Below are 23350 nucleotides of genomic sequence, written 5' to 3'. Positions count from 1 at the left end.
TAAAGATAAAATGAAGCCCACTATACTTGCCATAGAGTCATCATGTGATGAAACATCCGCAGCAATTATTAAACAAGGCAAAGTAGTTAATAATATCATTGCCACACAATCAGTACACGAAAAATATGGTGGAGTGGTTCCTGAATTAGCATCAAGAGCTCACCAGCAGAATATTGTGCCCGTGGTAGAGGAGACCTTAAAAGGAGCCGGAGTGGCCAAGTCAGAGTTAGATGCCATTGCTTTTACTCGTGGACCTGGGCTTTTGGGAGCACTGCTAGTAGGTACTTCTTTTGCTAAGTCTATGGCTATGAGTTTGGGTATACCGCTGATAGAGGTAAATCATATGCAGGCGCATATTTTAGCGCATTTTATTGATGACCCTAAGCCTAAGTTTCCATTTTTGTGCTTAACGGTAAGCGGAGGGCATACACAAATAGTGTTAGTACGTGATTATCTTGATATGGAGGTGATAGGAGAAACGCAGGATGATGCTGTAGGGGAAGCCTTTGATAAATCGGCTAAACTTATGGAGTTGCCGTACCCGGGAGGACCAATCATTGATAAATATGCACAGGATGGAAACCCGGAAGCTTATAAATTTCCTGATTCTGAAATGCCGGGGCTCAATTTTTCTTTTAGTGGGGTGAAAACCGCATTTTTATATTTCTTAAGAGATAATAAAAAGAGTGATCCTGATTTCGTACAGAATAATATGGCTGATATTTGCGCTAGCTTACAAGCCACTTTAATAAGAATGCTAATGCAAAAATTGAAAAGGGCAAGTAACGAAACTGGCATAAAAGAAATAGCCATAGCAGGAGGTGTATCGGCCAACAAAGGGCTAAGGCAAGAGTTGACACGTTTGGCCAAGGAAAAAAGGTGGAATGTGTATGTTCCTGATTTTCAGTATTGTACTGATAATGCAGGAATGATAGCCATGGCTGGGCATTATAAATTTCTGAAAGGAGAGTTTTCCTCTTTAGATATAAGTCCAATGGCAAGAATGAAAATGTAAACTTAATATAGGAAGTGAACTAATAAGCTATCATTAAGTTATATTAATAGTAGTTTATGGTAATCATTTCCGTGAAGAATAAATTAGAGTGGATAGGAAATAATTTTTCTATTTTTGAATAATTATGGCGAAAGATAAGGCAAGATTTAGCAATAATATAAATATTAAAAACCGTAAGGCGAGACACGAATACGAGTTTTTAGATACATATGTGGCCGGCATGGCACTGAAGGGGACGGAAATAAAATCTATAAGAGAAGGAAAAGTAAACCTTATGGAGGGGTACTGTTACTTCAATAGGGGCGAATTATTTGTGAAAGGAGTTCATATTACGCCTTATGCACAAGGTTCGTTTTATAATCATGATATTACCCGTGAGCGTAAACTTTTACTAAAAAAGAAAGAGCTGGAAAAAATAGAAACAGCCATTAATGAAAAGGGACTTACCATTATTCCATCGAGAATGTTTATTAACGATCGTGGTTTGGCTAAGCTGGAAATAGCTGTTGCCAGAGGTAAAAAACTTCATGATAAGCGTAACAGCATCAAGGAAAAAGATGTTAAGCGTGAATTAGATAAGGTTAAGTTTTAAAAAGCATATGGAAATAGGCGATAAGGGAATTTGCAGATTAACCGTGGTGCCCGTAAGAGGAGAGGGTAGCGATAAAAGTGAAATGGTAAGCCAATTACTATTTGGTGAACATTATACTATTGTAGACATCTCTAAAGACGGTAAATGGCTAAAAGTGGAGATTTACTTTGATAGTTACCAAGGCTGGATAGATGCAAAGCAGCATACGCTTATTTCTGAAGATTATTTTAATCAGATCAACAATGCTGATTATAAAATAAGTACAGACCTAACTTCGGGCATACTTTATAACAGAAACCAGCTCACTATAGTAATAGGTAGTGTTTTGCCTATTGGCACCAGTGAGATATTTAAAATGGAAGAGCAGCTTGCTTTTAATGGCGAAAGCAAGAGTTTGAGTCAAAAACGAGAATATGACTTCCTGAAGCAGATAGCCTGCAAATATTTGAATGCTCCTTATTTATGGGGTGGAAGGTCTCCTTTTGGAATTGATTGTTCTGGATTTACTCAGCTAGTTTATCGTATTGCTGGTTATGCACTACCTAGAGATTCTTCTCAGCAAGTGTTGAAAGGGCAAGAGGTAACGGGTATAGATGAGGCTGAGCCTGGTGATTTGGCATTTTTTACCAATGATAAGGGGCGGGTAGTACACGTGGGCATTATTATGGAGAATAATGAAATTATCCATGCATCTGGCAAAGTGCGTATTGATGAAATAGATGAAAAGGGAATAAAAATAGCAGAAACAGAAAAATATACCCATCAATTATCAGCTATAAGAAGGGTAATTAAATAATAAATACCTTCGATTCACTTTGCTTTCATGGTTTTATGCTATTATATTAATAGTATGAACCGGAAGGTACTTGTTTTAAATCAGGATTTTAGCCCCATATCTGTCTGCACGGTTCAGAGAGCTTTTCTGCTCACTTTTCTTAAAAAAACGGAATTAGTAGCTTCGGCCAATGGGCATACGTTAAACTCTGTAAGTAAAAGTTTTCCTATGCCATCGGTTATCAGGCTGATTAGCTATGTAAACGTTCCATACAAAGGAGTGGCACTCACCAGACACAATATTTTTAAAAGAGATGGTCATCAGTGTCAATACTGTGGTAGTCGAAAAGATTTGACGCTGGACCATGTATTGCCAAGGTCTAAAGGAGGGAAGTCCTCGTGGAATAACCTTATTACGGCCTGTAAGCGCTGCAATAATCAGAAGGGAGATAATACTCCAGAAGAAGTAGGAATCTTGCTTCATAGCAAGCCAGTAAGGCCTAATTATGTGCTTTTTCTTCGTGAGTACTCTGGGCATACCAATGAGGAGTGGGAGCCTTTTTTGAGAAAAAGGAAATAATAATGAATGGTAATAAAAAAGGCCCGATTTCGGGCCTTTTCTTATGTAATTAGATTTCTAGTCTTATTTTTTGATTATTCTCTTAACAGTTTTGCCTGTTTGAGTCTCTAATGATAAGAAGTAGATACCAGCTTTTAGGTTAGAAAGATCGATAGATTCGTTACTCTCCAATTTAACAGCAGACAATACTTCTTGCCCCATTGAATTTAACACTGTGGCTTTAGCCGATTTTCCCGCAAAGTTAACTTTTACATTGCCAGTAGTAGGGTTAGGATAAATAACAACATCATTACTGTTTAGCTCAATAGCAGCAGCTACAGGAGCTCCTGCTGCAGGAGCAGCACCAGCAACTTCAGTTATTTTAATCCAGTTGATGTTGAAACCACCAGTTTGAGCAAAAATACCTAAAGGATAAGTACCCGCATCTACTCTTACAGTATGAGATACAGTACTCCATGTTTGCCATCCGCCAGTAGCAGGTACATTAACCGTTCCTAATACTATGCTGCCTGCATTAAGGTCGGCAGAAATTACTCCACCACCTGTTTCGCTAGCCACTCGGTATTCTATTTTGTAGTTACCAGAGTTGGGGAAATTAATTCCTGTGTATGCCATCCAATCGCCAGTTTCGATATACCCTACGTTACTTCCACCTTCAGAGCAGCTTTCTGTTTGTACACCAGACATGGAAGTGAAGTTTTCAGCTTCTATAACTATGCTAGTACCCGATACACCAGGAAGGCTTCCGTTTCCTAATTTGTTGAATGTAGCATCACTTCTGCCTAGCGCATCATTTACAGGCTCAGAGAATAACTCTGAATCTCTGTGTCTGATGAAGTTTCCAGGGAAGTTGTAAGACTCAAAAGAGTACTTAGACCCATCGGCAAGTCCATTTCTTACCATAAAAGTAGCATCGTTTTTAAATAAGTCAGAACCGTCATAAGTGTCTAACCATACTTCGCCACCTCTATGGCGTAAATAACGATCAGGAAAATTCATAGACTGGAAAGAAACACCTGTACCAGCTAAACCAGGAACCATTTTCCAGTTGCCATCGGCAGGAGGGTTAACTCCACTATCGATTCTGCCTCTGCTGTCCATATGACGAATGATTTTACCAGGTTGGTTGATGGCTTCCCAAGAAAGGTAATCACCACCACCACCGCCACCAGCAGGTATTACGCCAGTGATCCAGAAGCTACCTAACGAAGCATAGTCTGTGTAACCGTTAGTGGCAGGGTCGCCTGCACCGGTTCCGTCTACTCCTAAATAGTACGTGCCTGCATCTAAATAGGCATCTAAGTGTGTGTTGAGTCCGCCACCATTGAATACACCAATTAAATTGCCAGTAGAGCCTTCGTAGAGGTTAACTAAAACGTCTAAGTCACCATGGCGCCCCACTGTGTTGATATCCAAAGAAACATTACCTGTACCACAAGTGAAGCGGAACATGTCCATGTCACCAGGCCCAGTTATAACACCATATTGAGTTACTACATTACCAGCGGCATCTTTATCCATGAAAGAAGATGAACCGAAGTCATTACCATGATCGTCACCTCTTCTTCTAATGTACCTGTCCATAACGCCCAAGTCATCTTCTTGGTTATTAGCATAGGCATACTCACCACGGCTCCACTGAGATATAGGTTTGTAATAACCAGCACCCATAATAGGAGCCCAGTCACCATGCCCTAAGAAATAGCCTTCATCAGGGTTAGTACGTCCGTCATGACCAAGCCCTACAGTATGTCCAATTTCGTGAGAGGCAGCCTCGCCACCCACTTTGCCGTCCATCATAAAAACCCAGCAAGGCCAGTCTCTTTGACCAAACCAACCTACAAAAGCAACACCTCCTGCACCAGGAGCAGGGTCGTTAGCAGGTGTAAATACACATCTTACTCTTCTGCTTACTGGGTAAGAGTCATGTACTGCTTGGCTGGTAGTAATATTAATGTTGTAAGGTCTGTAGTCTTCAGCTATGATTTCCCACGCTTCTTGAATTTGAGCATCGCTCATTCCTGAAGCAGGGGCATACCATGCTCTTCCATCTAACCATCCTGTACCTGCAGGTAGCTGATAACCATCGAAGTCTAGTAAAACTACAGCCTCAGCGCCAGGTAAACTTTGTAAGTCATAAGCACCTTGTGCAGTTTCAAACTCAGCAGTACGAGCGGTGTTATCAGTAGATTTTAATGGAGTAATACCATCGTATTCTATACACAATACTTTGTTGATGTCTTTTTCAACAATGAATGCGCTTCCATTTTCTTCTACATATTCGTATGCTTTCTTTTGGTCTTTAAGAATAATGTTTCCGTGTAAATTCTTCTCAGTAAATGAGATAACGAAACTGCTATTATCCTTTCCATTAACATTACCAACTAATGTTAAACCGCCATCTTTATTATCCTGATACTTAACCTTTAGGTCAAGATTGGCATTGTCAGGTGTAGTAATTTGAAGAGATGTTGCTGAAACTCTTCCGTTTTTAGGGGCAATTTTGTGCTCTAGTGAGCTTTTGAACGAATCCACCGTTCCTAGGTTAACGGCCCCCTTTTTTGTTTGTGCAAATGAAATGCTTACAAAGCATATCATCAACAACGTTAAAAAAGGTAGTCGATTAAAATGTTTCATAAAATTAGGTTTAAGTTTAAAATAGATTCTTTACATAAGGGATTATGTTTTGCTGAAGATACTATTGGATAGGGATTGGGGCATTTAGGTTAAATAGATTTAATAAATCGATTTATCTAAGGTGCAAGATAATTAAGATATTAGAAATTTACTAAAAGAATAGATTTTTGTGTAGTAGTAAATTTTATCAGATAGGAGGGGGAATGGGATGGGTAGAAATCTGCCCCGTGTTGCAGGGGCAGATTTTTATTATGATTACTTCTTAATGATTCTTTTTACAGCTTTGCCGTTTTCAGTTTCAATAGTAATGAAGTAGATTCCATTTTTAAGGTTAGAGATATTGATAGCTTCGTTGCTTTGTAAAGCATCGATAGTCAATACCTTTTGTCCCATAGTGTTAATGATTGTTGCTTTTGCAGCAGCACCTACGAAGCTTACTTTTACTGCGTCATCAGCAGGAACAGGGTAAACTTCAACAGCTGAAGCCTCTAAAGCTGCAGCAGCTACAGGAGCACCAGCATTGATGTTAGCAGGAGCGGCTCCGCTAGTTTTAGTTATTTTAATCCAGTTAAGGTTAAAACCACCAGTTTGAGCATAGATACCTAATGGATAAGTACCTGCATTTACATTTACAGTATGAGATACTGTAGTCCAGTTTTGCCATCCGCCAGTAGAAGGAACATTAACAGTACCTAATACAGTAGTACCAGCATTAAGGTCAGTAGATATTACACCACCACCACTTTCACTAGCTACTCTGTATTCGATTAAGTAAGAACCAGAAGAAGGGAAGTTGATGTTAGCATATGCCATCCAGTCACCAGTGTCAATGTAGGCTACGTTGCTACCACCTTCAGTACAGCTTTCGTTCTCAACACCTGACATAGAAGTGAAGTTTTCTGCTTCTATCACTGTGCTAGATCCATCTCTTGCAATTACAAGACTAGTGGCTTGGTCATTCCATCCATCGTCAACTAAACAGTTGTCATCACCAGTTTTAACAAGTGTGTTGCCTGAGAAGTTGCTATCCCAGTACATTGTTACTTTATAGCCTGCAGCAACTTTTAAAGATGAAATGTCATCGTTAACAATACCTCTGGCGTTAAGGTCAGAAAGGTTATAGCTTCCTTCTGCTAAACCTACAGCATAGCCACCGTAGTTACAGTCTTGGTAGAAAGTAGCAGCAGCAGAACCACCACCATCTCCACCTCCGGCAGGTACTACACCTGATATCCAGAAGCTACCTAATGAAGCGTAGTCAGAGTAACCGTTAGTAGCTGGGTCTCCAGCACCTGTACCATCAACACCGATATAATAAGTGCCAGCGTCTAAATAAGCATCTAGATGAGTGTTTAATCCACTACCGTTAAATGTACCAATTTGATTGCCACTAGCGCCTTCGTATAGTCTTACTAAGATGTCTAAGTCTCCATGACGCTCAACAGTGTTGATGTCAAGAGAAACATTACCTGTACCACATGTGAAACGGAACATATCTACATCACCAGTAGTAGAGATAACACCGTATTGTAAACTGATATTTCCTGCTCCATCTTTATTGATAAAAGTAGAAGAACCAAAGTTGTTTCCATGGTCATCTCCTCTTCTGTTGATGTGCTGAGTCATTACATTTAAATCATCTTCTTGATTGTTAGCATAAGCATACTCACCACGGCTCCATTGAGATATAGGCTTATAGTAACCAGCACCCATGATAGGAGCCCAATCACCATGTCCTAAGAAGTAACCTTCGTCAGGGTTAGTACGTCCGTCATGACCAAGACCTACCGTGTGACCAATTTCGTGAGAAGCGGCTTCACCACCAGTTTTTCCATCCATGATGAATACCCAACAAGGCCAGTCGTTATAACCGAAACCTCCAACAAAGGCAACACCACCAGCTCCTGGAGCAGGGTCGTTAGATGGTGTAAATACACATCTCACTCTTCTTCCTACAGGATAAGAGTTGTATACTGCTTGGCTAGTAGTGATGTTTACATCATACGGTCTGTAATCTTCAGCGATTACTTCCCATGCCTCAGTAATTTTGGCATCAGACATGCCTGATGCAGGAGCGTACCATGCGTTACCGTTTAACCATCCTGTACCTGCAGGCAATTGATACCCGTCAAAGTCAAGAAGAACAACAGCTTCAGCTCCAGGTAAACTTTGTAAGTCATAAGCACCTTCTGCTGTTTCTAAATCTGAAGTACGAGCTGCTTCTGTAGATTTTAATGGAGTAATACCAGCATACTCTACGCACATCACTTTATTGATGTCTTTTTCTATGATAAACGCAGTTCCGTTTTCTTCTTTGTATTCATATGCTTTTTTCTGGTCTTGCAATACTATGTTACCATGCAGACCTTTTTCTGTAAACTGAATAAAAAAGCTACTGTTGGCGCTGTTGCTTACTTCTCCAACAAGCATAAGACCGCCATTTTTTTGGTCCTGATATTTTACGTTTAAGCCCAGGTTGCTATTATCAGGAGTAGCAATAGTAAGAACGTTTTGGCTTGTTCTTGCTCCGGTATTAGTTAATTTTTGTTTTAAAGCATTCTTAAAGGCGCTGGTGCTTCCTAAGCCCAGGGCATCCTTTTGTTGCTGTGCAAAGGAAAAGCTCGTAAGCCCTACCATTAACAGCGTGAATGCTGACCATCGGTTGAAATGTTTCATAAAATTAGGGTTTAAGTTATATGTTATAATTGTTCATTGTAAAATGCATGATGATGTTAGTTGGGTGAAAGGAACCCGGAGGGCCGGGTTCCTAGGGGTATATCAATCTGCCTTTTTCTACTTTATTGTTTTATAAATCTTTTTGTAATGATTTCTTCGTTTGATTCGAGCTGTATGGTATATACACCAGGCTTTAGCTTAGAAACGTTAAGTTGGTTGTTGTGTAATTTTTGATTAACCACTACTTGTCCATTTACAGCGATCACTTTTACATGATAAGTTTTACCATTAGTAGTAAACTTAAGATCATCTACCACTGGGTTAGGGAATAACTCAATCGTTGATTCTTTTGCATTACTCATGCTTCTAGCTGCTGAAGATACAGGTGTAATTCTAATCCAATTAAGATTCCAGCCTCCTACTTGTGCATATAGACCAAAGCTATGTGTGCCTGCAGTGATATTTACTGTTTGGCTAATAGTAGCCCATGTTTGCCATCCGCCTGTTACAGGTACGTTTACTGTACCTAGTACTGTTGATCCTGAATTTAAATCTGCGGAAATGGTACCACCAGTTTCTGTAGCTACTCTATATTCAATTTTATATGTGCCTGATGTAGGGAAGTTAATGCCAGAATAGGCCATCCAGTCACCATCAGCAACATATCCTATATTTTGACCTCCTTCAGAACACGCTTCTGTTTCTATACCTGACATGCTGGAGAAACTTTCTGCTTCGATAAAAATGTTGGGTGAAGATATTTTTATCCAGTTGAGGTTCCATCCTCCTGTTTGGGCAAAAACGCCAAAGCTATAAGTGCCTGCATTTACATTTACCGTTTGACTAACGGTAGTCCATGTTTGCCATCCACCAGTAGCAGGTACATTTACAGTGCCTAATACCGTTGACCCAGAGTTTAGGTCTGCAGATATTACACCTCCACCTGTTTCTGAAGCTACTCTGTATTGTATAGTGTAGGTGGCCGAGGTAGGAAATGTAATATTAGCATATGCCATCCAATCTCCTGAATCAACATAAGCTACATTTTGACCGCCTTCAGTACATGATTCGTTTTCTATGCCAGACATATTGCTGTAGTTTTCTGCTTCTATTGTTAATGAAGAAGCATCACCTCCGCCATTATCACCTCCATCATCGCCACCATCATTATTTCCCATCTCTTCACCAATAGCTTTTAGTAAAGAGTATTGGTTGTTAGTGTCATGATCTATTGACCAGATCATTACTCCAGCGCCACGTTCTACACCTAAGGCTGTTTTAGACTTTATAGTGTTGATGCCATTATAATAATCACCATTGAAAGTGTCAGAGTAAGGATCAGCTCCCATAGAAAGTAGGGTTCTATACTCATTCCAACTAGGTCTTGCATAAAAAGGTAAGCCTAATACTGCTTTAGATTTTGGTAAACCTCTGCCTAACCAGTAGTCTAAAGAGCTCACAGCATAGCTATAAGGGGAGTGGCCTGCACCATTGTCTCCATCATAAGCCATAAGGTTTAGCCAGTCGATATAATCGAATACTTCAGCACTGATGCCATCGCCAGTCCAGCCAGAAGCCACTACTGCTGCTGTTAATAATTTACCGCGGCTATGCATGGCGTTAGATAATTCTCTCATTAGAGCAGTGTAGTTGCCATCAGGAGCTCCATTTACAGGTTCAGGATACTCCCAGTCAATATCAACACCATCTAACCCATAAGTATCGATAAAGCTGATTACGCTGTTTACGAAGCTTGCTCTGGTAGATGCGTTAGCTGCCATGTTAACGAAGCGTGTATCCACACCTCCACCATCGCCAAGGTCCCATCCACCGATGGCAATTAATACTTTTACACCATTGTTGTGTGCTTTGCTAATTACGGTTCTAAGCTTAGCATCATTTTCGATTGGTTCTAAACCGCCATTCCAGTTAGGAAGGGCAAAAGAATAATTTATATGGGTAAGTACATTATAGTCAAAATCTGTTTTAGAGTCCCAAGACTGCGTATAGCCTACAACTCTTTTTTGGGCGTACCCAGTAAGTGCAATAGCGCAAAAAAGCACTACAGCGAAAATTTGCTTTAAAAGTTTTTTTTGAATTGGTTGTTCTTTCATTTTTTAAATGATTAGGATTTAGGGTTGGGTATATTGGGTAAACCTGAAGAACTGAAAAGTCTTAACACAAGTAACCCCGGCAGCTGATTCAAAAAAATGACTCAATTGCCGGGATAATTGACTAATTTTTAATTAGTTGGAATTATTTTTTGATGAATCTCTTAGTAGTAACAGTATTTTGAGTTTCTACCTGAATGGTATAAACACCTGTTTTTAGAGATGATACATCAATAGCGTTTTCGCTAAGTTTTGTGTTAATAACTGTTTGTCCTGCAGTGTTTACAATTTTCACCGTACCTGTAGAAACAGACGGCAGATTGATATTTAATTTGTCAGTAGCAGGGTTAGGGTAAATGTCTATTTCTCCCGCAGTTAATGAAGTTTCAATAGATTTTTTAGCCTCTAAAGCACCGCTTACAGAAGTTATTTTTATCCAGTTGAGGTTCCATCCTCCTGTTTGAGCATATACGCCTAAGCTGTAGTTGCCTGCATTGATATAAACAGTGTGAGATACGGTGGTCCAGTTTTGCCATCCGCCAGTGGCAGGCACGCCTAAGCTACCAAGTACTGTAGAGCCGCCATTAAGGTCTAGTGACAATTGACCTCCATTACCAGCTACTCTGTATTCTACTAAGTAGTTTCCGCTAGTAGGGATGTTAACATTGGTGTATGCCATCCAGTCGCCATTGTCTATGTAGCCTATATTTTGACCTCCTTCATTACATGCTTCTGTTTGAACTCCGGCCATTGAGCTGTAGCTTTCCGCTTCTATGTGCTTAGAGAAGCCGTTGCCTCCTCCGCCTCCGCCATCGTTACCACCACCTTGGTACACGCGTACATAGTCCACATACATTTTAGCAGGTAGGGCGTTGTTGTCGATGTTAAAGCCTGGCCAGTTGCCACCAACTGCCATGTTTAATAAAATGAAAAAGTTATTATGGAATTCACTAGTACCGTTAATACCATTGGCGGTATTTACTTGATGGTAGGCGTTACCATCTACATACCAAGTAATGCCTTGGTCATTCCATTCGATAGAATAAACGTGGTATCCTGTTACGTTAGTGCCGGTGTGACCACCATAAGAAGCATAGTTACCATTGTTATCAGACCAGTGAATGGTACCGTGAACATCAGCGGAATTGTTAACATGCTCCATGATATCAATTTCACCACATGCAGGCCAGCCTACAGAAGAAATATTATCACCTAACATCCAGAATGCAGGCCAAAGTCCCATAGCAGAAGGCATGGCAATACGTGCTTCTATTTTGCCATACTTAAAGCTTTTACGACCTTGAGTTTTTAACCTAGAAGAGGTGTATTGCATTCCGCCATAGTTTTCCCTTTTGGCGGTAATCACAAGTTGCCCATTTTCAACAGTGGCATTTTGTGTTCTGTAATACTGTAATTCGTTGTTTCCCCAGCCACCAGATCCGGTGCCGGTTTCGAATACCCAGTCAGGGCTAATTCCGTTGGTAAATTCATCTTGCCAGACAAGATTCCACGTTTGCGCGCACGCAAATTTGCTAAGAGCGAGGCATGCCGTTAGCATGACCGCTTTTTTTAATGAAAACATACAATTTGGGTTGGGTTGAACTTAATTATTGAATAGTAATGTACCATAAGAACTATTCGATTTCCAGAATTCATCGGCTAAACGGGTTTTATGTCGATGAGTTGCTGAATGTGGGGTTGAACTGCGTTATTATGGGGTTGAGTTGCGACAGGAGGTCTTTTGAATAGTTCTAATTTATCTTTATTTAGTTATTCAATTGCCTGAAACTAGATGTTTTACAAAAAAGAAACGACCCGCGTATCAGCAATTGCGGGCCGTTATAAGCACACATTATAAACCTATAATACCAAAGTGCATATGTGCGAAACACAATGGTAGAAACCTAAATCTTGATCAGTTTTTGATTATTCGGTGTACACTATTGTGATTTCCGTTACTGATTTGAATAAGGTATATGCCCGGCTTTAAACCAGATATATTAATTTCATTGCCATCTACCAAGGTGGTTTTTATAATTTGCTTACCGGCAAAATTAATGATGGAGTAAAAAGTTTGTTCTGTATTGTTGTTGATGTGTAGCACGTTACTCGCTGGATTTGGGTAAAGTGTTACTTCATCTTTCAGTTGTAATACTACATTTTCTTTTGCAGTTATATTAGCTTCTGCCTTAGAAATTTTTATCCAATTGATGTTCCAACCTCCAATCTCGGCAAAGACACCAAAACTGTGCGTACCAGCTGTCATATACACCGGAAGTGAAACGGTAGTCCAGTTTTGCCATCCACCAGTATTAGGAATATCTACTGAACCTAAAAATGTAGTTCCTGCATTTAAATCAGCCGATAATTTACCTCCGCTTTGGGGGCTTGCTACTCTAAATTCAATGTTGTAATTACCGCTTTCTGGTACAGTTATATTTTCATAACTCATCCAGTCTTGGTTATCGATATAACCTACATTTTCGCCACCTTCATTACAGCTTTCGGTTTGTACTCCTAACATCTGGCTGTAGTTTTCGGCTTCTAGTAAAATGTTGTCTCTAGTGATTTTAATCCAATTTAGATTAAACGTACCACTCTCTACATATAATCCAAGATCGAAGTTAGTATCAGGGAAGTTTACCAGATGCGAAACGGTAGTCCAGCCATTGCTGGTGTTGGGGATTTCTACTGTGCCTAGAACTGTGGCACCTGCATTTTGATCTAATACAAGACTACCCTCAGTGTTAGCGCTTACTCTGTATTGTACTTTGTATGTTCCTGCTTCAGGGATGGAAATATTGCTGTAAGCAAGCCAGTTATTGCTGGTTAAGCCTGTTACTTGCTGTGTGTTGTCGTTATCAGAAGTGTTTTCTACGCTCACACCACTAGATTGACTGAATGATTCAGCCTCAATATTTTGAGTATATAGTGGATTAGTGTCAGGGTTTTCTGGAGTGGGGTTAGAAGTGGCTTCATAAACCCTTACATAATCAACATATAAACGTTGTGGCCATACAGTATCTTCTGTAGGAGAGTTGGGCCAATCACCGCCAATAGCAAGGTTCAGCAGAAAATAAAATGGCTGATGAAATTCTGAGAACTCGCTGGCGGTAATGTTGTGACTATAGAATGGTACGTCATCAATCATCCAAGTGATGGATGTTTCATTCCACACTACGGCAAAGTTGTGGTAGGCGTCAGCATATTTTCCTGATGCTAATGCCGGAGCTGCAGTTCCGTATGATTGGTTTTGACCGTTAGTGTTAGTAAACCACATGTATCCATGTATTTTATTATCTCCACAATCATAACATTCGTCTCCTCCTACCATTTCTAAAATGTCAATTTCTCCACAGGCGGGCCATTGACCTTGCTCGCCCATCATCCAGAAGGCAGGCCACATGCCATCGCCATAAGGCAATTTCATTCTAGCTTCCATTTTGCCATAGGTAAAGAATTTTTTGCCTTTAGAGTTAATTCTGGCTGACGTGTATTCTCTATCTATGTAATTTTCTTTCTTACCTTCTATGATAAGCTTGCCATCTTCCAACCATATGTTTTGAGGTCGGTCAGTGTAATATTGTAGTTCATTGTTATAACCTCCCAGGTTATTGACTTCGATATTCCAAGTATTCAAATCTAAAGTAGCTTGGTCAAATTCATCGGACCAGATCAGGTTCCAATCTTGTGCCTGACACAGGCTATGACTTGCGGCCAATGGGAGTAACAAACTGGCTAATTTTATTAGCCTTTTTATGGGTGTGTAAAACATGGGTTAATAGGTTTGGTTGAATGGCTCGAAGGTATAATACTTATAGAAAATGTCTGCAATTTTTGGGGTGGACATTTGTGAGACATGTTTTTAATGATTTGATTTTCAGGTTATTAATTTATTTTGATTGCTCAATTAACCATTCGCTAAGTTTTAGGTCTTCGTGAATTTCTAATTTTTTTCTTAGCCTGAACCTACGTTTTTTAATAGCATGTTCGCTAACATTGAGCAGCTCGGCTATTTCTTTATTGGATTTGTTCATTCTTATGTAGGCGCATAAAAGTAAGTCTGCAGGTTTTAGAAATGGGTATGCTTTACGCAGCTTGTAAAGTAGGTCATGATATAGGGCATCAAAGCTGGTTTGGAAGTGGTCCCAGCTGTCATCAAACTTTAACCCTTTTTCTATTGATTTTATTAGCTCGGGAATTTGAGTAGTGGTGTCATCACTATTACCATTATCACTTATTTGAGTGAGTTCTTTTTTTAGTTTCGATAAAAACTCATTTTTTTGAGTCAGGTTGGTGGCCATATTGGCTATTTCATTGTTTTTATAAATCAGTTCAGATTCGAGCTGCTTATTTTTTATTTCAATGATTTCTCTTTCTTTTTCATTCCTTATTTTCTCCTTTTCAGTTTTTATTTTTCTTTTTACCCATAGCACCGTTAGGCAAATGAAAATGAGAGCAAAGGCAAAATATAAGGCATAGGCGAGATTACTTCTATACCATGGGGGAAGTATAGTGAAACTGAATGTAGATTCTTCACTTACTTTAGCGTATAGGTTTTGACACCTTACGTGTAGAGTATAATTATTTTCTCTGAGGTTAGTGAATTCTTTGTTGAGGTCAGTATTCCAATCGCTCCACTGAGGCGTGGTGTGGTGGTTATCTTCTAACCAATATTGATAAAGGTTTTTGGTTTGATCTTCGTAAAACTGAGCTGCATAAAAGAATTTTAGAGAATTAAGCGAATATGGGATCTCATATTTTACAGGTTTTACTCCTCCATTATAAATAGTAGAGTCTGTTATACCAGTGATGTTTACCTTTCTAATACTGGTTTTGAAGGAATTGTTTTTTTTAGCTACATCAGGGTTGAAATGAATAAAACCACTCATAGAACCAATAAAATAATTGCAATCGTTCATTTTCCATAAAAATTCGAAACTGCCTATCAGCTGATCGCTTATTTTTCTAAACAGTATACGATTGGTTTGGTAGTCGCTGCCGTTAGCCTTGGTCATAATTTCTATGGCTTCGCGGTTGTAGAGGTGAATGTTGTTGTTCTTTAGGGCATATATTTTTTTTGCGAGCTCTTTAGAGCCTTTTGTGCTATTGCTGTCATAACGTATAAGTTGATCTTGCTGAGCATTATAATGATAAACGGTGGTGTCAGCAATGAAAAGCACAGTGCTATCAATTTTGGTGATGTATTTAAAAAATGCAGGTGGAAGCCCTGTTTTTATGGAGTAATTGGTGGCTTCAGCATGTGCTGTGATATTAAAATCACTAGGGAGTTTAAAAAGTCCTTTATTGCCATGGCAAACCCAAATATTGCCTTTAGAGTCTAATTCTACTATTCGGGCCGATTCGTTGAAGCCCTTTATTTTCTTTACAAATTTCCATTCACTGTTTTCCCTTTCATAGATTTCAAGGCCATTATAGGTGCCTACCAAAACCTGACCTTCTTTAAGAGTTCTTCTTATAGTCCACGCCCCAGAATAATCATTGGGCGATATGATGTAGGCTTTTTTGTCTTTGATTATATGCAGGCCTCTGGAGTCGCCACAAAAAAGCGTATTTTCTATTTTTCTTAAAGTCCATACTTGTTCGTTTGTGCCTGCAAGGGGAGTGAACTGCGGGGTGGCTACATCATTTTGTTTTGAAGAAAGGTCTGCATAGAAAACACCTTGTGAAGTTCCTAGGTATATAATGCTGTCATCTTCTACTGCAGCATAGCCCATGCCTTCTATACCCATATTTTCATCTATTAAGGTATAGGGGCTACTAACGTGGATGTAGCTGATGCCGCGGTCAGTAGTGACCCATAGGTTGTCTTCTTTATCTACATAGAGGTTAGTAATATAGTTGCTAGGAAGACCATTATCTTTATTAAGAACCTGGGTTACGTTACCTTGTTTGTTAAAAAGTATAATGCCTTCTTTGTAACTCCCTAAAGCCCAGGTGTTTTTGTTGAGTTTGACGCTGCAGGTAAGTGGGTACTGTAGAAATGCTGGCTTAAGGCTCCAGTTTAGTGCTTTTGAGCCTGCAGGACTATATAAATACGCCCCTTTGGTAGAGAGTATAAGGTCAGAGGTGTCGTTATAATCCAAGGCAGCATATACTTGTGCGTCATTAAATTTCTCAGCTCCTTTGATGAGCTTTAATTGGTTGCCTTCAATAGTCATCAGCCCTTTTTCTGACTCTCGGATATAAATGTGATGCGATGTTTTTTGAGCAAACTCAAATACCTCATCGGGGTTAGATACTGGCAGGTGGCTAAACGATGATTTATTTTTTATTAAGATGTTTTTTAAAGAAATGAAATAGGTAGAATCATTTCGTACCCAAGTATGCCATACTTCTTCGTAGGCAGAATCATTAGGAGATATGTATTGGTTAAAAGATTGGTAGTAGGTGTTTGTGTTGTCTACGATTAATTTTCCTACATCACCTACAGAGCCTACAATTATTTCATTTTTATTGGAGGTGTAAAGTGATATACCACTTTTTCCGTGGGGTAGTCGTATGTGTTTCCAAAAGATGCCATCATATTGTAAAATGCCATATGCATTGCCAAAGTACATGATGCCATCAGCATTTTGAGTTATGGCAAAGTTATTAGGATGAAGCTTATAATCAGACGGAGAGAAGTTTTGGATATAGGGTATGCCATGTGTGTTTTGAGAAAAAGTAAAGGCCGAGAAATGTAAAATGCATAAAATGGTCAGTAATGATCTTCTTAACATTTTAAGTAACAAGTTCAAAAAAGTGAGAAAAGGTAAAAATTAAAGAGGTAGCACAAAGCTACCTCTTAAGAAATGTAAACGGCACATTTAAAGCTATATTATTTTTTAATCAGCCTTTCAGTTTTAGTGTATCCGTTAGCTTTTATTTGTAAAATATAAACTCCCTTATCCAGTTCAGAAAGATTTATTTCGTCATTTGGTCTAACTGATGAAGCGCTATAAACCTCTTGCCCAGCCATATTAGATACCTTAATGGTGGCTTTTTCGGCTCCAAAGTTAAGCCTAATGCCCGAGTTGAATGGGTTAGGGTAAACGATGGCTGAGTGATTGATCTCATGGCTATCGAATGCAATTTTCGCTGCACTGCCCTGAGCTGTGATTTTGATCCAGTTAAGATTCCATCCTCCAGCTACTGCATAAATGCCAAAAGGATATGTGCCAGCATTTACATTTACAGTATGAGAAACCGTAGCCCAGTTTTGCCACCCTCCGGTATTGGGTACATTGGCCGTGCCTAGTACTGTGGCTCCTGCATTAATATCTGCAGATATTTGTCCGCCACCTGTTTCGCTGGCAATACGGTATTCAATCAAATAAGTACCAGATACGGGGAAGTTTACTGCCGGGTATGCCATCCAGTCACCACTTTCAATATAACCTACATTTTCACCACCCTCATTGCAGGCTTCTATTTGTACTCCAGACATAGAGCTATAGTGCTCGGCCTCTATTTGTACCGTTGAGTTATTAGAGGTTTTTGTAATAACTAAAGAAGTGGTTTCATCATTCCACCCGTCATCCACCAAGCAACCATCGTCAGAGGTTTTTACCAATGTGTTTCCAGTAAAGTTAGCATCCCAGTAAAGGGTGACTTTGTATCCTGCTTTCACTTTGATGCTGCTAATGTCATCATTAATAATGCCCTTGGCCTGAAGATCACCCATATTATAACTACCTTCTGCTAAGCCTACACCATAACCTCCAAAATTGCAGTCTTGATATACTGAAACGGGCTGATCAGTAGGGTTGCTGTTAAATACACTGTTTATAGTACCTGCATACTCCTGCAGATTGAAATCATTAGCATTATAAACCCACAAAAATCCTCCTGTAACACCGCATCCATTTTTCCAAGAGTTCATTTGATTGCGGATAGTAGCTGCTGAGTTGAAGTGTAGCATGCCTGCATGCAAAGGTACTCCGCCAATGTGCCAGTCGCAGGGATTGTTGCCTGCACCACCGTCATAACATTGAATATACACTCTGCTTAGTGCGCCAGGTCTCTGACTGTTAAGGTTGTTGGCAAGCTGCTCCCAGTAGCTTTTGTTGGTGTAAGGGGCCAATGTAGTTTTAAAGCCAATGTCTGCTAACATGGTATGAAATGCAGTAGCAGTATTTACATCATAACCGTGCTCATCATCGTTGTTAATAGCGTCTATCCACGGCAAAGCTTCTTTTAAGGCTTTAAAGTTTCTGTACAAGTTGGTGTTACTACCGGTGCCTTGTGAGTTAATCAGGTCTTTAATATGAATATACGACTCTGCGCCCCAGCCACCAACACAAGTTTCTATCCAGTTGATACTTGTATTGCCACTTTTTAGTGCGCTTACATCATTAATGTAGTTAGGGTTGGTTGAGTTAAAAGTGTAAACACCATTGGTGCAGATGGGGTCTCCATCCATTTGTAGGTTGCCATTTACATCTACATTGATGTTAAAAAGAATTACTGATGAAAAGCCAGAAGCCTTAAGGTCGTTAATGGTATGGTCTCTTTCTCGTCTGAAATGACCTCCCACATAAATAGTCGATTGAGCAAAAGTTTCTATGCAGCTCACAAGAAGGAGCGCAATAGCCGCCATCGCTATTTTCGAAAACGTTGGTTTAGGAATTTGCATATTATATTAGGTTTAAGTTAATAGTTTTAGGTGTTGAGGTGGTTGAATAACTATAGGTCATTAGTCTTTCATAAATTTAAATGACTTGCTATCTGATTTTAAAATGTAAGTGCCTTGCTTTAAGTCTTTCAGGTCTATAGTTCCACTTGCTGTATTGATTTCTTTTAACTTGTGCCCAGCCAGATCGTAAATAGTTGCTTTTTCTGAAAAATCACCAGAAATATACAGTAAGTCTTTGGCTGGATTGGGGAATATATTTGTTTGTATATGGTTAATGTTTGCGGACACTTTGCTGTTTAAAGTTGCGCCTGATGGACCGGTGATAGACCACCAATTAATGTTGACACCACCTACTTGAGCATACATGCCAAAGTTGTAAGTTCCTGCATTTATGTATACGGTATGCGAAACTGTAGTCCAGTTTTGCCACCCACCTGTGTTAGGGATATCGATATATCCTAAAATGCTAGCGCCAGCATTAATATCTAATGATAGCTGAGCTCCATTTTGCGGAGTAGCTACTCTGTAGCTGATGGTGTAAGTGCCGCTGGTCGGTATATTGATACCTCCGTATGACATCCAGTCTCCGGTATCCACATACCCAACATTGTTGCCTCCTCCTTCATCTGTGGTACTTTCTACTTGCACTCCATACATGGAGGAGAAGTCTTCGGCCTGAATAACCTTGCTCCAAACATTTACATTATCAGCCGGAAAAAGGCTTTCTTGTGGTACTACTTCACGTGGTTGACTTGCACTGGACCAATCTAGGCGGCAGCTAGCACCTCCTTCATTTTCAAAATACTCCATTTTAATATTGTATTCCTGGCCAGCATTTAAGAAAATGCTGCCAGTATATTCTTTACCCCAATCATCTAACCAAGCATCGATTATCAGTTGGCCGTTTATCCATAACCTTCTTCCATTATCGCTGTTGATGTAGAATGTGTAGTTTTCAGAGTGGTTGGCTACAATTTTACCAGTCCATCTTACAGAAAAGTGATCTTCATCCACATTCTCTTTGGGAGATTTGTTCCCCCAATCGAAAGCTATAGCTCCGTCCACTCTTGAAAAAATGGAGGTTTCGAAGTTCATACCGTTAAAGTATTCTCCTTTCAGACCTACTCCTTGTCCTTTCTTTTGTAATAATTTCTGAATACTGATATAATCAATGTCAGCCACCTCAGTGCCTTTAGTTAGCTTAATATTATTTATACCTTCGTGTAGTGTAACATTGATATAGGCCGTAGAAAACTCACTCCAAGATGCTGTAGCTGGGTATTTGATGATCATTGGTACACCGTTATTAACGGTCACTTTCTGATCGGCCATTACGCCTCTTCCATTGGCATAAGTTACAGCCAGTCTGTAAGAGCCAGCTGCAGGAGCTAGTACCTGTGTAAACTCTAATTCACTTTCAGGTTGGTCAATAAAGTTGACAAACTTATAGCCAGATCTTTCTTGGTTAGCGTTTACCTGAGCTTGTTTTACAATAGCATTTTCTGCCTCGTAGCTATAGCCACTTGCTGTACCAATGCTGATATAGTCTATTTCTGCAGGAGAACTGGCATGGCTGAATCTGATAGTGTTATTCCCCTTTTTTAAGGCTACATCGATTGTAATGCCATTAAATACTGCCCATCCTTTAGTTTCAGGGTAAGATACGCTTGCGGGAGCCTCTCCGTTGATGCTTAATTTATGTTCTCCTATAGCACCCATGCCATTGGCATAGCTTATAGTTAATCCATAAATTCCTGATTGCGGTACGTTTACATTGGTAAATTCAACATAACTATCGTCATAATCAATAGCACCTACATAAGCACCTCCGCTGGCATGTCCTGCACCTCTAGGATCTGCATGGTTTAATGTCGCGTTTTCCGCTTCATAAATCTGCGTGTTAGATTTTTTTAAACTGATGTAGTCAATTTCAGCAAAAGAGCTGCCTTTTTGCAGTTTCAGGGTGTTTCGGCCTTGAGTTAAAGGTATATTAAGTGACGTAGTTGCGAACCTGCCCCAGCCACTGGTAGTTGGGTAAGCCACCATGAAATTAGTTTCATCATTAATTACTAATGTGTTGGTGGCATCGTGTCCGTATCCATTGGCATAGCCTATGGTAAGTTCGTACATGCCCGTTTGGTTGATGTTGATGTTCTGAAATTCAACATAACTATCATCGTAATCTATGCCACCCACGTATTTTCCACTAGAAGCCAAAAAGCCATCTCTGGCGCTAGCATGGTTAATATTTGCATTCTCAGCCTCAAGTATGGTGCTATTTCCGTTAGATATTACAGGGAAATATGATAAACGTAACTGATTATTGCCGTAAGGAATTAAAGTAATGGTTTCGTCAGGCTCCGATGAAGCTACAGGACTTACTGGAGGCTCTTTTGCATACAGACCATTATCAACTAATCCCCATCCTGGTACTTTTTTAGCTTTTACTTTTAGTGATATTGGTGACTGCCCAAAGGGCTGATCTGTCATGGCTTGCTGATTAACGGTAATGCCTGAAGGAGCATTTCTGTCAATTACCAGCCCGTAGTTCCATGCCGAAGTAGGGAATACTTCAAATTCACTGAATCCATTATCGTAGTAGTTGGCAGTTTGCCAGTTTTCCTGTATTTGTAAAGAATAAACTAAAGGACCTCTTTCTATACCTACAGCATTGTTGCCCCATGTAGAGGTTTTTACTTCTGCAGGGAAGTTAATACTAATAGTTTCTGCGCCTGACCATGTTCTGTTGATGGTATAGAAACCGCCTGTTACTACACCGCCTTGTGCTGTGCCATTGACCAAAATAGATGGGTTTGTACACCATTTTGGTATTCTTAGTTTAATAGGGTAGGTAGCTGATCCATTAGTGTTAACATTTAAAGTAATGTTTTCTTGAAAAGGATAGTTTGTAACTTCATTGATAGTTACGCTAGTGCCATTTGCTACTTTAGCTGTAAGGTGTGATGGCCCGTAAGTAATGGCAGCAATACCATTGTCAGCAGTACCCATCCACATGTTTTTTACGAATAATGGCCAACTCATGTGCCAGTTATAACGACAACAGGGGAATCCGCTATAAGGACCGGGCACGTTACCATTGTTATAATCTTGTGGGAAGGTAGGTCTTCCAGAGCCGATTTTACTCACTACCTGATTCGGATATTGATAATAGCAGTGTTGCTTGTAATTATCGCTAAGGTGAGCAGGTAAAGCGTTGAATGCTACTCTCTCTAGCTGGTCAGCTAATTCGGAATCGCCTAAAATTCTTATGGCTACTTCATTAGAAAGCATTCTTTCTGCTGTGGCACATAGCTCAGTACCAGCGGTAGAATGGTAGTGATCTAACATTTCATCTCCTGAGAACATACCATCTATACGTCCACGCTCTTTCATTAAATAATCGAGCGCATTTTGCATAGCTTCTCTATCAGCAGGGTTGTTTGATTTTTGATAATAAACCGCTGGCATTTTTAAAGCTTGAGCTACGTTTACTACATGATGAGGGTGAAAATCTTCGCCAAAATCGTAGAACCTGTTGTTGCTGAATATATTGCTCCAATCATAAGCCTTGTCATGTAAGGCAGTAGCAAGGTCTAGTAAGCTATTTTCACCTGTAATATTATAAAGCCAAAGCACTATTTCTATGTTGTCACCCATTCGTGCTTTACCCCATTCGGCTATAGTGGTAGTGGGCAGATTATTTTGCTGGTAATGAAAATAATTTGTTAAAAAGCTGATAACCCTTTGGTCATTTGTTGCTTCATAGTAATCTCTCATGTAATAGATTACTACCATTCTAGGCCACCAATCGTCATTGCTGGCAGGGCCAAACATACCATCGGCACGCTGACTTTGTAGTGTCCATTCTACATATTTCTGAGCTTTGTTTTTTAGGGTGGCATCGTCTAATAAATAAGCCAGAGGGATAAGGCCTTTTACATAATAGGGCGCTTTTTCCCAGTCGGAGTTAGGGCCGCCTTGCCATGCTGTTTTTGCCCCTAGGTCTTCAGCGTATAAAGTCTCTGCTTGGCCGGTTAGTCCAGACCCTTGTAGTTCTAGTTGCTTTTGAAGCCAACCGTCAGCTTTTACTGTGCCCAAAGGCAAGGTTACAAAAGGTGTATTTGCTAAAGGGGCTCTGTTAGATAAGTAATTGGTGTTTTGCGCATAACTGCTGGTAACTGAGGCTACAGCTATGGCCGAGTACACAATTTTTTTAAAAAGGTTTCTCATGAGATTAATAAGGGTTATATGTTGTGTTTATTGGCTATAGGTTTATAATGTTTCTTTTAGAGTAGGGTAGGTAGGTTAGCCCCCTTGCGAAAAGGGG

Annotated in this window: 12 protein-coding genes; 4 read left to right on the top strand and 8 right to left on the bottom strand. The window is 39.8% G+C overall.

Annotated features, from left to right (window positions below):
- The first annotated feature begins 10 nt into the window (after nt 1-10).
- From tsaD to ACXACQ_RS21585, 4 genes are all read left to right on the top strand, one after another.
- The gene (gene tsaD / locus ACXACQ_RS21600; RefSeq protein ID WP_474978082.1) at nt 11-1015 is read left to right on the top strand and encodes a tRNA (adenosine(37)-N6)-threonylcarbamoyltransferase complex transferase subunit TsaD; all 1005 of its coding nucleotides are present in this window, start codon (nt 11-13) and stop codon (nt 1013-1015) included.
- A gap of 124 nt (nt 1016-1139) precedes the next feature.
- Complete coding sequence (gene smpB / locus ACXACQ_RS21595; RefSeq protein ID WP_474978081.1) at nt 1140-1607, top strand: SsrA-binding protein SmpB; 468 nt, start codon at nt 1140-1142, stop codon at nt 1605-1607.
- Between the two features lie 7 nt (nt 1608-1614).
- Nucleotides 1615-2403: a C40 family peptidase gene (locus ACXACQ_RS21590; protein WP_474978080.1), complete on the top strand. Its 789-nt coding sequence runs from the start codon at nt 1615-1617 to the stop codon at nt 2401-2403.
- Between the two features lie 54 nt (nt 2404-2457).
- Complete coding sequence (locus ACXACQ_RS21585) at nt 2458-2961, top strand: HNH endonuclease (protein ID WP_474978079.1); 504 nt, start codon at nt 2458-2460, stop codon at nt 2959-2961.
- A gap of 63 nt (nt 2962-3024) precedes the next feature.
- Here the strand turns inward: ACXACQ_RS21585 and ACXACQ_RS21580 are convergent, their stop codons facing one another.
- The 8 genes from ACXACQ_RS21580 to ACXACQ_RS21545 form a co-directional block, all read right to left on the bottom strand.
- A complete protein-coding gene (locus ACXACQ_RS21580) occupies nt 3025-5598 on the bottom strand; it encodes a carbohydrate-binding protein (protein ID WP_474978078.1) in 2574 nt (857 codons plus the stop codon).
- A 255-nt stretch (nt 5599-5853) separates the two neighbouring features.
- A complete protein-coding gene (locus tag ACXACQ_RS21575; protein ID WP_474978077.1) occupies nt 5854-8274 on the bottom strand; it encodes a carbohydrate-binding protein in 2421 nt (806 codons plus the stop codon).
- Nucleotides 8275-8396: 122 nt separating this feature from the next.
- The gene (locus ACXACQ_RS21570; RefSeq protein WP_474978076.1) at nt 8397-10388 is read right to left on the bottom strand and encodes a carbohydrate-binding protein; all 1992 of its coding nucleotides are present in this window, start codon (nt 10386-10388) and stop codon (nt 8397-8399) included.
- 142 nt (nt 10389-10530) lie between these two features.
- Complete coding sequence (locus ACXACQ_RS21565) at nt 10531-11943, bottom strand: carbohydrate-binding protein (RefSeq protein WP_474978075.1); 1413 nt, start codon at nt 11941-11943, stop codon at nt 10531-10533.
- A 357-nt stretch (nt 11944-12300) separates the two neighbouring features.
- Nucleotides 12301-14160: a carbohydrate-binding protein gene (locus tag ACXACQ_RS21560; RefSeq protein WP_474978074.1), complete on the bottom strand. Its 1860-nt coding sequence runs from the start codon at nt 14158-14160 to the stop codon at nt 12301-12303.
- A 118-nt stretch (nt 14161-14278) separates the two neighbouring features.
- A complete protein-coding gene (locus tag ACXACQ_RS21555; protein WP_474978073.1) occupies nt 14279-17128 on the bottom strand; it encodes a two-component regulator propeller domain-containing protein in 2850 nt (949 codons plus the stop codon).
- 98 nt (nt 17129-17226) lie between these two features.
- A complete protein-coding gene (locus ACXACQ_RS21550) occupies nt 17227-19023 on the bottom strand; it encodes a carbohydrate-binding protein (RefSeq protein ID WP_474978072.1) in 1797 nt (598 codons plus the stop codon).
- 60 nt (nt 19024-19083) lie between these two features.
- The gene (locus ACXACQ_RS21545) at nt 19084-23253 is read right to left on the bottom strand and encodes a carbohydrate-binding protein (protein ID WP_474978071.1); all 4170 of its coding nucleotides are present in this window, start codon (nt 23251-23253) and stop codon (nt 19084-19086) included.
- Nucleotides 23254-23350 lie beyond the last annotated feature (97 nt).

Source organism: Fulvivirga sp. AWR4_260 (assembly GCF_056158185.1).
This window is presented reverse-complemented; position numbering and strand designations above follow the sequence as displayed.

Bases quoted from the DNA above. Each gene is read 5' to 3' on its own strand.
- tsaD (WP_474978082.1), top strand. From the start codon at position 11: ATGAAGCCCACTATACTTGCCATAGAGTCATCATGTGATGAAACATCC.
- smpB (WP_474978081.1), top strand. From the start codon at position 1,140: ATGGCGAAAGATAAGGCAAGATTTAGCAATAATATAAATATTAAAAAC.
- ACXACQ_RS21590 (WP_474978080.1), top strand. From the start codon at position 1,615: ATGGAAATAGGCGATAAGGGAATTTGCAGATTAACCGTGGTGCCCGTA.
- ACXACQ_RS21585 (WP_474978079.1), top strand. From the start codon at position 2,458: ATGAACCGGAAGGTACTTGTTTTAAATCAGGATTTTAGCCCCATATCT.
- ACXACQ_RS21580 (WP_474978078.1), bottom strand. From the start codon at position 5,598: ATGAAACATTTTAATCGACTACCTTTTTTAACGTTGTTGATGATATGC.
- ACXACQ_RS21575 (WP_474978077.1), bottom strand. From the start codon at position 8,274: ATGAAACATTTCAACCGATGGTCAGCATTCACGCTGTTAATGGTAGGG.
- ACXACQ_RS21570 (WP_474978076.1), bottom strand. From the start codon at position 10,388: ATGAAAGAACAACCAATTCAAAAAAAACTTTTAAAGCAAATTTTCGCT.
- ACXACQ_RS21565 (WP_474978075.1), bottom strand. From the start codon at position 11,943: ATGCTAACGGCATGCCTCGCTCTTAGCAAATTTGCGTGCGCGCAAACG.
- ACXACQ_RS21560 (WP_474978074.1), bottom strand. From the start codon at position 14,160: ATGTTTTACACACCCATAAAAAGGCTAATAAAATTAGCCAGTTTGTTA.
- ACXACQ_RS21555 (WP_474978073.1), bottom strand. From the start codon at position 17,128: ATGTTAAGAAGATCATTACTGACCATTTTATGCATTTTACATTTCTCG.
- ACXACQ_RS21550 (WP_474978072.1), bottom strand. From the start codon at position 19,023: ATGCAAATTCCTAAACCAACGTTTTCGAAAATAGCGATGGCGGCTATT.
- ACXACQ_RS21545 (WP_474978071.1), bottom strand. From the start codon at position 23,253: ATGAGAAACCTTTTTAAAAAAATTGTGTACTCGGCCATAGCTGTAGCC.